Source organism: Roseateles sp. P5_D6, from assembly GCF_054049415.1.
Genome location: NZ_JBFUMK010000014.1, coordinates 108,912 through 121,923, shown reverse-complemented (window position 1 = coordinate 121,923; position 13,012 = coordinate 108,912). Strand labels below are relative to the sequence as shown.

Annotated in this window: 8 protein-coding genes; all 8 read right to left on the bottom strand. The window is 69.4% G+C overall.

Going from position 1 to position 13,012, the window contains the following annotated elements:
- Nucleotides 1-4: 4 nt before the first annotated feature.
- The 8 genes from ACXJKM_RS19610 to ACXJKM_RS19575 all read right to left on the bottom strand — a co-directional run bounded on the left by ACXJKM_RS19610 (nucleotide 5) and on the right by ACXJKM_RS19575 (nucleotide 12,965).
- Complete coding sequence (locus ACXJKM_RS19610) at nucleotides 5-3,889, bottom strand: translocation/assembly module TamB domain-containing protein (RefSeq protein ID WP_457354517.1); 3,885 nt, start codon at nucleotides 3,887-3,889, stop codon at nucleotides 5-7.
- Between the two features lie 8 nt (nucleotides 3,890-3,897).
- Nucleotides 3,898-5,712, bottom strand: a complete 1,815-nt coding sequence (locus tag ACXJKM_RS19605; protein ID WP_457354515.1) for an autotransporter assembly complex protein TamA — start codon at nucleotides 5,710-5,712, stop codon at nucleotides 3,898-3,900.
- Entirely contained in the window at nucleotides 5,709-6,899 is a 1,191-nt protein-coding gene (locus ACXJKM_RS19600) for a vWA domain-containing protein (protein ID WP_457354513.1), read from the bottom strand. The genes ACXJKM_RS19605 and ACXJKM_RS19600 overlap by 4 nt, the downstream gene beginning before the upstream one ends.
- Before the next feature lie 212 nt (nucleotides 6,900-7,111).
- Nucleotides 7,112-8,347: an OmpA family protein gene (locus ACXJKM_RS19595; protein ID WP_235532009.1), complete on the bottom strand. Its 1,236-nt coding sequence runs from the start codon at nucleotides 8,345-8,347 to the stop codon at nucleotides 7,112-7,114.
- Entirely contained in the window at nucleotides 8,344-10,008 is a 1,665-nt protein-coding gene (locus tag ACXJKM_RS19590) for a serine/threonine protein kinase (protein WP_457354512.1), read from the bottom strand. Before ACXJKM_RS19590 ends, ACXJKM_RS19595 begins: the two co-directional genes overlap by 4 nt.
- A gap of 160 nt (nucleotides 10,009-10,168) precedes the next feature.
- The gene (locus ACXJKM_RS19585) at nucleotides 10,169-12,151 is read right to left on the bottom strand and encodes a S9 family peptidase (RefSeq protein ID WP_457354510.1); all 1,983 of its coding nucleotides are present in this window, start codon (nucleotides 12,149-12,151) and stop codon (nucleotides 10,169-10,171) included.
- Nucleotides 12,148-12,744, bottom strand: a complete 597-nt coding sequence (locus ACXJKM_RS19580; protein ID WP_457354508.1) for a GNAT family N-acetyltransferase — start codon at nucleotides 12,742-12,744, stop codon at nucleotides 12,148-12,150. The genes ACXJKM_RS19585 and ACXJKM_RS19580 overlap by 4 nt, the downstream gene beginning before the upstream one ends.
- Nucleotides 12,741-12,965, bottom strand: coding sequence for a hypothetical protein (locus ACXJKM_RS19575; protein WP_457354506.1), 225 nt, complete (start codon nucleotides 12,963-12,965; stop codon nucleotides 12,741-12,743). The genes ACXJKM_RS19580 and ACXJKM_RS19575 overlap by 4 nt, the downstream gene beginning before the upstream one ends.
- Nucleotides 12,966-13,012: the final 47 nt, after the last annotated feature.

The following is a 13,012-nucleotide window of genomic DNA, read 5'->3' as shown; positions in this document are numbered from 1 at the left end:
CAAATCAATCCCATTTCCACTGCCAGATGAGATCGAGCGCGTTGTCGTCCCCACCCTGGGCCCGCAGCGTGAAGCGCTGGGCGATGCGGTAGATGAGCTGCCAGGAGCCCGTGGTGGCGTTCAGGCCGCGCTCATAGCCGACATACCAGCGCCGCGAGATCTGCTTGCCCAGGCGCACGATGGTGGCCTTGGTGTCATCGTCGCTCTGCGACAGCGAGAGCTCATCCAGCCCCAGGTTGCGCAGCACCTTGCCCGTCGGGCCTTCGCCTTCGCCGCTGAGCAGGGCCAGGGCGGCGCGCTGCAGCAGGGCCGTGTCGGTGCGGCCCAGGCCATCGGGGCCGCGGCCCAGCAGCAGCCAGGAGAGCTTGTCGGTGTCGCTCATCTCGGGCGAGGAGTACAGGCTCACGCGCGGCGCCAGCGCCGTGCCGCCCACGTAGACGCCGACGCGCACATCGAGGTTGGGCCGCACGGCCAGCAGGTCCAGCGACGGGTTGTCGTAGGCGCCGGTGAAGCTGATGTCGCCACGCTCGATGTCCAGCTTCTGGCCATAGGCGGCGTACTGGCCGCCGTCGGCGTCGAGCTTGCCCGTCACGCGCAGCGGGCCGTTGTTCTGGCTGACCTGCAACTGGCCGCGCAGCGTCGTCGCCAGGCCCCGGCCGCGTACCTTGAAGTCGCGGCCGAAGTCCAGCGCGACGTTGACGACGCTGTTGCGCGCGGCCTTGGGTGCGGGCGGCGCGGTGGGTGCCGCGTCGCGCGGGCCGCGCAGCACGGTCACATCGTCGGCCAGCGCGGGCGCGTCGCCGCGGCTGAAGTCGAACAGGCCTTCGTCGGCGCGCAGCTTGCCTTCCAGCTTGAGCCCCTTGGCGTCGAGGTCCAGCGCCGCCTGGCCGCTGGCGACGAGGCGGCGGTCCACGCGCGACAGCACGCGCAGCTTGTCGGCCGTCATCTCGATGTGGGCCTTGGGCTGGGCACCCAACTCGGCCGTGCCGCTGGCGCGCAGCCAGCCATCGCCGCCGCGCGCCTCGAGCTTGGAGAGCTCGGCATGCTGGCCCTTCAAGTCGAGCGTGAAGCGGCCCTCGGTCACATCCACGCCGAACAGCAGATGGCGCAGCGCCAGGTTCTCGCCTTCGGCGCGGCCATTGAGGTCGGGGGCGCCCAGACGGCCGGAAAGCTGCACGGTGGCCGCCGCGCGGCCGCCCAGGCGCCAGCCGGCCGGCACCCAGCTGCCCCAGGTGGCGAGGTTGGCGATATTGGCCTGCAGCACGCCTTGCACGGGCGTCTGCGCGTCAGGCCAGAGCTTGGCCGGGCGCAGCGTCACCGCGCCGCCCAGGCTGCCAAGTTCGCTGCCGGCCACACCCTGCGCGAACTGCCACAGGCCGTCGCGCACATTCACCGCCAGGCGCAGGTCGGTCAGTCCCAGCGCACGCTGGCCAAACTCGTCGGTCACGCGCAGGTCGCCGCTCTGGCGTTCGATGAGCAGTTCGGCGGTGAGCCGATCATTCAGCAGCAGCGAGGCATGGCCCGTCACGCGCAGGTCGCCGCCCCAGCCGAAGTCGGGTTGCCAGCGCGCCATCAATGGCGCGGCGGCCACGTCCTCGAGCTGCAGTTCGGCGCGGGCCTCGGGCCGTTCGCCGCCGGTCCAGCTCAGGGCCTGCCAGCGCACGAAGGCGCCGCCCACCTCGGCGCGGCCGGGCTCGGCCTGCAGGCGTGGGCCGTCGCTGGCCCAGCGCAGGCCGATGTCCTTGGCCGCCAGCAGTGGCGGCGTGTTGGGGCGCAGCGGGCCGATGGCTATGCGCGCAACGCGGCCGCTCCAGGCCTGCCCATCCCAGCGGCCACGGGCCTGGAGCTGGGCGTTCAGCGTCAGGTCTTGCGAGTCGCGCGCCGATGCATCTCGAATGATCTTGCCGCTGACCTCGGCCTTCACATCGTGGGCGCTGCGCCGGCCTTGCAAGTCGAGCTTGGCGCTGGTGAGCTGGGCGAGTGGGTCGCGCAACTGGCTGATGTCCAGGTTCAGCGCGACCGGGCCATCGCCATCGGCGCCGGGCAGGGGCAATTCCCAGCGCGCCTTCAGGGCGGCGATGCTGGTGCCCAACGCCTTGGCGGAGGCCAGCGACAGCTTGCCGCTGCCGCCGACCTGCCAGCCTTTGATGCCGCGCACCAGTTGGAAGCTGCCATCACCCTCGCCCTGGCCGGCGATCGGCTGCTGGTCAAACAGCGCCAGCAGCGGGTTCAGCTCGGCCAGCGCGCCGGCCTTCAGTGCGGCAGTGCCGGTGATGGCTTCGGCCCGAGCCTGGCCGCTGGTCTGCACGCGGTTGTTGCCCAGGCGCCCATCGATGTCGAAGGCCGCCGGGTCGGCGGCGCGTTCGCGCTGCAGCTTGATCCGGCCTTCGAGGGGCAGGCCGGCGAACTGGCTGGGCAGCAAGCGGGCGTAGACGTTGCCACTGAGCGTGGCGATGGTCTTGCCGCGCACGTCCACATCGGCCTCGGCACTGAGTCGTGTCGGGCCGGGCAGGCGAGCCCAGGCCGAACCGGGTGCGCCGCGCCACAGCAGATGCGGGTCGAACTGGCGCAGCTGAACCTTGAGTTGCGCGGCACCGGCGGTGTCGACGCGACCGCTGGCCTGCAGCGTGGCGTCGCCGCTGGCCAGTTGGGCGTCCTCGATCTGCCACTTCGTGCCCTCGCCCCGGGCTTTGGCCTTCACGCGCAGCGGACGGTTCTGCACCGTGCCGGCGAGGTCAAGCCTGGCGCTCAAGGGGCCGGCCTTGCTGCCCGCGAGCGTGAGTGGCCCATCCAGGCGCGCCGGCGTCGCACGCGCGTCCAGCGCTTCGGGGCGCAGGCCCTGCACACGGGCGTCGAGCTGCCATCGGCCATCGGCCTCACGCGCTCCCTTGCCTTGCACTCGACCACCGCCGGGCAGTTCCGCGTCCAGCGCGGTCAGGCGCAGGCTGGTGGGCTGGTCAGGCCGGCCCGCGAGCGCGATGACGAGGCGGTTGACGGGCAGGGCGCCCTGGTCCCAGCGGCCGGCAGCGGCGTTGTGCAGGTCGGCCTGCAGCGTGGCTTCGGCGTCGCGGGCGGGCGCCTTCAGCTGGGCGTCGCCGCTCAGCGCCGTGCGTGGCAGGCCAGGCATGAGGGCCGCCAGGTCGAGCTTGTCGGCCTTCAGTTGCAGCGCGTTGACGGGCCAGGGCGCGAAGGGCTGGATTTCGCCGTCGGCCTTCAGCGTCTGGTGCGCGGCCTCCAGCTCGGCCTTGGCCTTGAGCCTGGCCAATGGGCCGGTGACTGCAGCGACGGCTGACCACGGCAGGTCGGTCGCTTCGGCCTGCTGCACGCGCAGCGTCGCGTCGGTCTGCAGCGGCGCGGCACTCTCGATGCGGGCCTTGCCGGCCAGCGTCAGGTGTTGCCAGCGAGCAGCCTTGAGCTCGATGCGATGGGTGCCGCGGCGGGGCAGGTCCAGCTGGGCGTCCAGGCCGAGCAACGGTGCCTGATCGGGCGCCCAGCTCAGCTTGGCGATGCGCAGACTGGCGATCTGCACGCCCAGTGGCAGTGTGAGGTCCGGCGGAAGGACGATGGGCTTGTCGCTGGCCTGGCTGCGGATGACGACCTCGTCCACGGCCAGCTCGCGCGCCAGCAGGAGGCCGGCGCTGGGGCTGACGCCCAGGCCCTTCCAGCGCAGTCCGCGCAATTCGGCCGAGCCACCGGCCCAGGTGAGGATGAGGCGACGCGCGCTGAACTCGCCCATCAGTGAGCCCTCGGGGGCCTCGATCTGCACACCGGGCAGATGGGCCAGCAGCCAGGCGCCACCCGCAGGGCGTTGCAGCAGCCAGGCGACGAAGCCGGCGATCAGCACCAGCACCAGCGCCAGCGCGATCAGGGCGGCACGCAGGATGCGCAAGGATCGCCTCACAGCGTGATCCCCACACTAAAGTGCAGCCGCCACTTGCCGGTTTCCTGCGCACGCGCCAGGTCCACGCGCAGCGGGCCGACGGGGCTGCGCCAGCGCACGCCGGCGCCATAGCCGACGACGGCGCGGTAGTCCTGCCAGCGCGAGGCGGCATTGCCGGCATCGACGAAGACGGCGCCCCACAGGCTGGGGAAGCTCGGCATGATGGGGTGCGCGATTTCCAGGCTACTGGTGGCCAGCACGCGGCCGCCGACGGTCAGACCGTTCTTCTGCGGGCCCAGGCTGCGGTAGGCATAGCCGCGCACCGACTCGTCGCCGCCCGCCAGGAAGAGCAGCTTCTCCGGCACGCCGACCTGTTCCTTCGATACCACCTGCGCCACCTCGGCGCGCGCCGACGCGAACCAGCCACCGAAGGGCTTGTAGACGCCCAGCTTGAACTGCATGCGGCCGAAGGGACCGCTGTCGTCGGTGCCGCCGCCCTTCGCATAGCCGAAGCCGACAAGGGCCAGGGCCTGGTGGCCGTCGGTGGGCAGCAGGGTGCTGTCCAGGCGGCGGCGTATCCACTGCTGGTTGATGGAAAGGGCCAGGTTGGTGTTGACCTCGCTGCCGGCGGTCTCGCGGGCACGCAGCAGCTCGACATAGCTCAGGCGCTCGTCGCGCGTCGACTCGTAGAGGCGGCCCAGGCGCACGCCCAGGTTGGTGGCGATGGTGTCGCCGGTGCGGTCCTGCTCGTACTGCAGCGAGGCGAGGTTGCGTTTCAGGTCGGGTTGGGGGTGGGAGCTCAGTTCCAGCTCGGCGCCGCGCAGGTCGCGGCTGAATTGCAGCTTGGTGCGGGCGCGCACGGGCAGATCGAAGGGGCGGCGGTGCAGATGCTCGACGCTGATGCTCTGGCCGGTGTTGCTGTGATAGCCCACCGCCACCGTGGCCTGCTGCAGGGCCGACTCGGTCAGCGTGACTTGCACGGGCGTGGTGCCGTCGGCGTTCGGGGCCTCGGGCAGCAGTTGCACGCGCACGGCGTCGAAGAGCTGGGTCTTGGCCAGGCGCTCCTGGAACTCGGCGAGCTTCTGCTCGGTGTAGTCATCACCGGTGTCGAAGCCGGCGAGGCGCTCGACGGCATTGCGGCTCTGGCGCTTGAGCCCTTCGATGCGCAGCGCACCGAGCCTGGCACGGTTGCCGCTGGCCAGCACGAGGTGGAGTTCGGCGGTTTGCGTGTCGGGGTCGACGCGGGCGGCCGTCTCGGCCCAGCGCGCCAGCGGATAGCCGCCATTGCGCGCGCGCAGCAGCAGATCGCTCTTGGCCGAGGCCCATTGCGACTGCGTGAAGGCGGCGCCGTTCTTCAGCGTCCAGGCGCTGCGCAGGACTTCCCGCAGGGCCTGGGCCTGCTCGTCGGCCAGGCCTTCGGTGAACTCGAGCTCGAGCTTGTCGACCCTTGCCACCGGCCCCGGCTTGACGGTGAGCAACAGCCGCGTCTCGTCTGCCGGGTCGCGGTCCACGTCGGCCTTGGCGTTGAAGTAGCCCTCGGTTTCCAGCAGCGTCTCGGCCTGCGCGGGCGCCGCAGCGGCCAGGCGGGCCAGCTCCACCCGGCTCAGCGCCGCCTCGCTGGCGCGGTAGCGGGCGAGGTCGAGGTTCTGGGCCAGCAGCGTGCGCAGGCGCGCGGCCTCGCGGCTTTCGCCGTCGATGCGGATGTCGACGCTGTAGACAGCAGGTGCGTCGGCGGGGATGTCCGGCGCCGGTGGGGCGGGTGCCTGCGGGGGAGCCTGCGTGGCACAGGCATTCAGCAGCACTGCGACGAGCAGTGCAAAGAGACGCTTCATTTGCTGAGCAGCCGCATCGCGCCTTCGAGTCCGGAAAGGGTCAGCGGGAACATGCGCTGCTGCATCAGCTGCTGGATCAGCGCGATGCTCTGCCGGTACTGCCAGACGCCTTGCGGCTCGGGGTTGATCCACGCGTACTTGGGGAAGGCGTGGGTGAGCCGCTGGATCCATTCGGCGCCGGGCTCGTCGTTGTTGTATTCGACGCTGCCGCCGGCCTGCAGGATCTCGTAGGGGCTCATGGTCGCGTCGCCGACGAAGATGAGCTTGTAGTCGCGGTTGTATTTGCGGATCAGGTCGAAGGTGTTGAGCTTCTCGGCGAAGCGCCGCCGGTTGTTCTTCCAGACGAAGTCGTAGACGCAGTTGTGGAAGTAATAGAACTCCAGGTGCTTGAACTCGGTCTTGGCGGCGCTGAAGAGTTCTTCCACGCGGCTCACGTGTTCGTCCATCGTGCCGCCCACGTCCATCAGCAACAGCACCTTGACCTTGTTGTGGCGCTCGGGCTGCATGCGGATGTCCAGCATGCCGGCATTGGCGGCGGTGCCGTGGATGGTGCCGTCCAGGTCCAGCTCCAGCTCCGACCCCTCGCGCGCAAAGCGGCGCAGGCGGCGCAGGGCCACCTTGATGTTGCGGGTGCCGAGTTCCAGCGTGTCGTCGTAGTCGCGGTAGGCGCGCTGCTCCCAGACCTTGACGGCGCTCTTGTTACCCCCAGAGCCGCCGATGCGGATGCCCTGCGGGTTGTAGCCGCTGTTGCCGAACGGGCTGGTGCCGCCGGTGCCGATCCAGCGGTTGCCGCCTTCATGGCGCTCCTTCTGCTCCTCGAAGCGTTTCTTGAGCGTTTCCATCAGCTCGTTCCAGCCCATCTTCTCGATGGCAGCCTTCTGCTCGGGCGTCAGTTCGATCTCAAGCTGTTTGCGCAACCACTCCAGCGGCACGTCGGCCGTGAAGTCGGTCAGCATCTCCACGCCCTTGAAGTAGGCGGCGAAGGCGCGGTCGAACTTGTCGAACTGGGTCTCGTCCTTGACCAGGGACGTGCGGGCCAGGTGGTAGAAGTCGTCGATGCTGGCCGTGCCGCCGTTGTCGGGGCCGCCGATGACGCCCGCCTCCAAGGCTTCCAGCAGCGTCAGGTACTCGGGCACCGTCACCTTGAGCTTGGCGGCGCGCAGCGTGTAGAAGAACTGGATCAGCATCGGTGCGGACTCGGGGACTGCAGGTCGAAAACGATTATGCAGCGCGAGTCTCGCCGGAGTTAGGGATGCCGTCTTTCGGGCCGAGCGCCGGGCCGCTCCCTAGCCGGCCCGCGCTGGCGATGTGCTTGCGGCTCAATGCCGCAAGCATCGCCGTTCCCTCGGGGACCGGTCAGACGCACCGCGTTCAGCGGGGTGCGGCTGGACGAGGGGTATCAGTTGCAGGGCACCACGCGGAACTCGACACGCCGGTCCAGGGCGTCCACCGCGTTGTCGCTGCCGCTGCCGACCAGGTTCTCGCGCCAGCCCATGCCGCTGGCCTTGACGCGCTGGGCCAGGGGCGAGGCTTCGGCCGCCAGGCGCTGCTGGATGAAAGTGGCGCGTTGCAGCGAGAGCGCGTCATTGGTCTGCTCCGAGCCGGTGTGGCTGGTGTGGCCGACGATGACCATGCAGACGCGGGCGCCGGCGCCCTCCCTGGCGATCTGCCTCAGCCACATCGGATAGGCGCCGCTGACCTTGGGGTCGGACCAGAACTCCGTGCTGCCGGGGTTGAAGAGGAACTTCACGTCCAGCTTGTTGGCGCGCAGCCCGTAGGCCACGATCTGGCCAAAGGCGGCCTCTGCCTCGGCGGTGCGCCCGAGCCGGACGTTGTTGAGGTAGATGCCGTTGAGTGTGCGCAGCTGCTCGCCGCCCGTCTGATTGCGGGCCTCCTGGTACTTGGTCAACGATTCCGGGTAGCGCTCGGCGTTGTAGAGGGAGCCGGCCTCGTTGATGACGCTGGCCACCGCGACGCGTTCCATGTAGACGCTGTTGGCCGAGCTGCCAGGCGCTGTCAGCGCCGTGCTGATGTAGCCGTCCACCACCTTGTCCTTCACCAGCACCGGGCTGTCCTGGTAGATCGCCAGCGGTGTGTGGTTGAGGCCGTCGTCGCGGGCCAGCGCCGAGGCCTGGGCCATCACCTGGCCCGTCTTGATGTCCACCAGGGCCAGGTTGATTTGCAAGGATTTCTTGCCCGGCACCCCCAGCAGGCGCGTCAGCGTGCCGGTCAGCAGATACTGGACCTTGGACAGGTTCTCGGTCCTGAAGGGCAGCAGGTCGAAGCTGCCTTCCTTGCGCGCCGCCAGGCGCTCGGCGATGCGGCGTTCGAGCAACTGCGTGGTCTGGGTCTGCTGGCCGCTTGTCGCGTCGATCATGGGATCGACGACGACGCTTTTCTTGGCAATCTTGGACTCCACCTTTGCCAGGAAGGCGGGCAGCTTCTGAGTCTGGCCCACCAGGCCATCGGTGGCGACGACGACGGCTTCGCTGAAGGACAACTCGTTGGTCGAGACGGTCGGCTGTTTCGGCGCCGTCTCCAGGCAGCCGGCCAGCAGGGCCATGCAGCCCAGCATCGCGGCACGCCCCAGTTGCACTGAAAAATTGATGCGATTCGTGTGGCCAGCGCTACTCATCGACATTCCTTTTTCAGGTAAGCGGTCTCACTCGCCGTCAGCGGTTCCAGTGAGGCTTTTTGCAGAATATCACTGCACTTTGCGCCCTTCGCCTCGGAGGGCGCAGGAGCGGTCACGGCAGGGCGCGGCTTGGGTGCGGCCGGCGCCACGGCGATGGGCGTCGGCGCCGAGGCTGTGGGTGCCGGCGCGGGAGCCGGTGGCACGGGGGCGGTGGAGGCGGGCGTGTCCGGTGCAGAGGCCGCCGAGGCAGCCTGGACTGGGCTGGAAGCGATCGGCGCTGGAGCTGGAGCCGCAGCGGCGGCCGACGCCGGCGCGGGTGGCGGCGCCAGCTCGGCGGGCGCCGGTGCCCAGAGCAAGGCATATCCGCCCCAGGCGGCCGCGGCCAGGCCCACCACGCCCGCCGCGCTCAGGAGGAGAGCGCGGCGCGGCGGGGCCGGCACGGACGCCTGTGCAGGCACGGCGCTGGACGCTGGAAGAGCTGTCGGCGGGGGCGGGGCAGGCAGCACCGGGGGCGGCGGCGCCGCAGGCAACTGCGTGCGAGCCACGGCGGGCGGCGGCGGTGGTTCGGGGCGTGTCGGCTCCCGCGGCGCGAGCAACGGGCTGATCGATGCGACCTGGGTGGGGTCGAAATCCGGCAACAGCACCGTTTCGTCGCCGGTCGGGAGGCCCAAAGCCTGCAGCTCGAGCAGATCGATGACCTGCGTGTCGCCGGCAGTGAGCAGGGTCCGGAACTCGGCAATGGATTGCGGGCGGTCCTTGGGGTGGATGGCCAGCGCACGGTCGACGGCCGCGAGGAAGGCGTTGCCACAGCGACCCGCCGCCACGGTGGCCAGCGGTTGCAGCTGGTCGTTGAGCAGCCGCTCGACGGAAGCCACCGTGCGGCGGCCGCTGATGGCTGCGTAGAGCACGCTGGCCAGCGCGAAGATGTCGGTCCAGGGGCCCTGGGTGACGCCGGGCATGTCACCGTATTGCTCGATGGGCGCAAAGCCCGGCTTGAGCATGGCGGTCAGCGCATGCGTGAGATCGCCGATGACGCGGCGTGCGGCGCCGAAGTCCAGCAGCAGCGGCCCGTGGTCGGTGAGCAGGATGTTGTCCGGCGCGATGTCGCGGTGGTAGCAGTGCTCGTTGTGCAGCACTTCCAGCGCATCCAGCAGCGGCATCAGCCAGGCGCGCACCTCGGTTTCGGTCGACGGCCGGCCGAGCCTGGCCAACGCCTCCTTCAGCGTCTGCCCCTGGTAGTAGGGCATGGCCATGTAGGCGGTGCCGTTGCCCTCCCAGAACTGATGCACCTTGAGCAGCGCCGGGTGGTCGAAGCGGGCCAGCAGCTTGGCCTCGTTGACAAAACTCCTCAGCCCGATCGCAAAGGTCTCTGCATGGTTGGGCGACTTGACCAGCACTGTCAGCGAATTGCCGGCGCGTGCTGCCATCGACGAGGGCAGGTATTCCTTGATGGCGACCTGCCGCTCCAGGGCGACGTCAGTGGCGAGATAGACGATGCCGAAACCGCCTTCTCCCAGCACCCGGTCAATGCGGTAGTCGTGGATGCGCGTGCCGGACGGCAGGGTGTGGCCCGGCGTCAGCTGGACCTCCACGGCGATGGTGGGCTCTACCGGGTCTTCTGGGGTTTTGCGCCCGGGTGGACCGCCAGCCGCTTCGCTCATTGCTGCGGGCGACCGGACGGCGGCGCTTCATGCAAGGCAGGCAGCGTGCAGCAGAACTGGATCAGCATGGAGCACAGCATGGAGCAGGGCCGGGATCGAAGTTCTGCGGATTATGCAGAGCCGACACCGTCTCGCCCGCCTGCTGGACGTCGGGCTTGTCCTAGGCGGTGTAGCGGGCCAGCCAGTTGAAGAACTCGCCGTACCAGAGTCGGCTGTTGCGCGGTTTGAGCACCCAGTGGTTCTCGTCCGGGAACCACACCAGCCTCGAAGGCACTCCCAACGATTTCAGTGTGTTGTAGTAGGCCAGGCCCTGGGCATCGGGCACGCGGTAGTCCAACTGGCCGTGCATGACGAGGGTCGGCGTCTTGAAGTGCTTGGCGAAGGCATGCGGGCTTTGGGCGGCGACACGGGCCGGATCATCCCAATAGGCCGCACCCAGCTCCTTGCGATGCCAGCTGTAGGCGTCGTCGGCATACATGGCTTGCCAGTCGTAGCAGCCGGCGTGGCAGACGTAGGCCTGATAGCGGCCGGCCTTCACGTGGCCGTTCATCCAGGCCACCATGTAGCCGCCATAGCTGCCGCCAGCGGCGACGACGCGCTTGCGGTCGACCCATGACTTCTTCAGCAGCCAGTCAGTGCCGGCCTCGACATCCTGCAACTCGTACTCGCCCCAGTGGCCAGTGATGCTGTCCAGGAACTCGTGGCCGAAGCTGGATGAGCCGTGGTAATTCACGCAGGCGACGACATAGCCCTGGCTGGCGAACACCTGATGGTTCCAGCGCCAGTGCCAGCTGTCACCGAAAGCAGTGTGCGGGCCGCCGTGGATGACGTGCATGACCGGCCACTTCTTCTTCGGATCGAAGCCCGGCGGGTAGGTCAGCCACATCTGCACGTCGTCGCCGCGCGCACCCTGGATCGTGACCTCCTCGTGGCGGCCGAAGCTGTGGGCCGCGAGGCGCTCGTCGTTCAGCGACTCGATGCGGCGCAGGCCATCGTCGGCCAGCACCGACAGCCGCGGCGGGAACTGCATGCCGTCGTGGTTGACGACGAGGAAGCCGGCCGACAGCGCGAAGCTGCCGACATGGCCTCCCTCGAAAACCCGATCGGCGGTGCGGTCGCCGAGCGCGAACTGCCAGAGGTGGCGGCGGCCGCGCTCCTCCGCGGCGAAGTACACCGCCTGGTCGTCCTCGGCCCAGCGCAGCGGTGCGCTGACCTCATGGTCCCAATCCTCGCTGAAGACGGCCCAGCGGCCCTGCTGATCCAGCACGGCGAGCTGGTTCGGATGGTTGTGGCCCAGGGCCTGGTGGCTGGCCAGGAAGGCGAGGTGAGCGCCGCCATGGCTGTAGCGCGGCGCGGCGAAGTCCCAGTCGCCGTCCTGCAGCAGCGTCTGGCCCTGGCGCGTTCTCACGTCGATCTCGGCCAGCGCAAAGCGGCCGTCCAGCTTCTTCTCGGCGGTGGGGTCGAAGGCGAAGGCGATGCGCCGGCCATCGGGCGACACGTCGAAGCAATTCACATCCGGCTCGGCGCGGCTCAGCTCCCAGGCCGTGCCCTCGAACAGGTCGCGCACCTTGCCCGTCTCGACATCCATCACATGCAGGTGCGGCACACGGTCCATCGGCAGGTGGTGGTCCCAGAAGCGGTAGAAGGCCTCGTCGGTGACGTAGGCGCTTTCCTTGCGGCTCTTGAAGTCGCGCAGCCGCGCGGCCTGGGCTGCGCCCTTCAGATCGGGCCAGACCCAGGACACGAAGGCGATGCGCCGGCCGTCGGGGAACCACTTGAAGGACTCGACGCCCGTGGGCACTTGGCCGACGCGGCGCGCCTCGCCGCCGTCCGGCGGGATCACATAAAGCTGCGTCTCCTCGTCTCTCACGCCGGCCTGCTCGCGCTTGGCGGTGAAGGCGATCAGGTCGCCGCGCGGGCTCCATTGCGGGTTGCCGTCCTTCTCGCCCGCTTCGGTCAGGCGGCGCGGCTCGCCGCCCAGCGTCGAGAACAACCACAGGCTGCTCTGCGCGCGGTTGGCCTCCATCGAGTAGCGCGTGACACCGGCGGCGGCCTGGGCACCATCGGGGCTGAGGCTGGGTTCGCCGATGCGATCCAGGGCCCAGAGTGCATCGACGTCAAAGGCCTTGGATTGTCTTTTCATGTTCGCTGTCGAGTCAGTTGCCAGTTCAGGTGCGCCTTGACCTCGGGCCATTCGCCCACGGTCAGGCTGTACATGACGGTGTCGCGCACCGTGCCGTCGCGGCGCAGCGCATGGTGGCGGATCACGCCGTCGCGCCTGGCGCCCAGGCGCTCGATGGCGCGCTGCGAGGCGTGGTTGAAGTTGTCGGTGCGCCAGCCCACGAGCTTGGCGCCCAGGGTTTCGAAGGCGTGGGTCAGCAGCAGCAGCTTGGCGGTCGTGTTGACGGCGCTGCGCTGCACACGCTGGGCATACCAGGTGTAGCCGATCTCGACACGCTCGATGGCCGGCACGATGTCGTGATAGCTCGTTGACCCCAGCACCTCGCCGGTCGACGCATCCAGCACGGCGAAGGGCAGGCGGTGGCCGGCGGCCTGCCCGGCCAGGGCCGCTTCGACGTAAGTGACGGCCTCGTCGGGCGCAGGCACGCTGGTGAAGCGCAAGTTCCACAGTTCGCCGTCCGCGGCCGCGGCCTGCAGGCCGGGCACATGGCCCAGCGTCAGCGGCACGAGGTGGATGGGGCCGGCGGCCAGCGTCACGGGCAGGACGGGTTTCATGGCTTGTCCTTCAGCATCAGCCGCCGCGCCAGTAAGCGGCCGCCGCCGCAGCCGGCGACGATGAGCAGCAGGCCGACGAGCTGCTGCGCATTCCAGTCGGTGCTGGCGATGAAGTCGATGCCGAACTGCCGGCCCAGCCACCAGCCGGCCAGGGCGCCAAGCACAAAGCCGACGGCATCCGCCAGCCCTTCGCGCATTGCGCGGTCGAAGTCTTGAGCCATCAGCGGCGCTCGGCCGTCCGGAGCCGCTGGGCGCCCCCTCGGGGGGC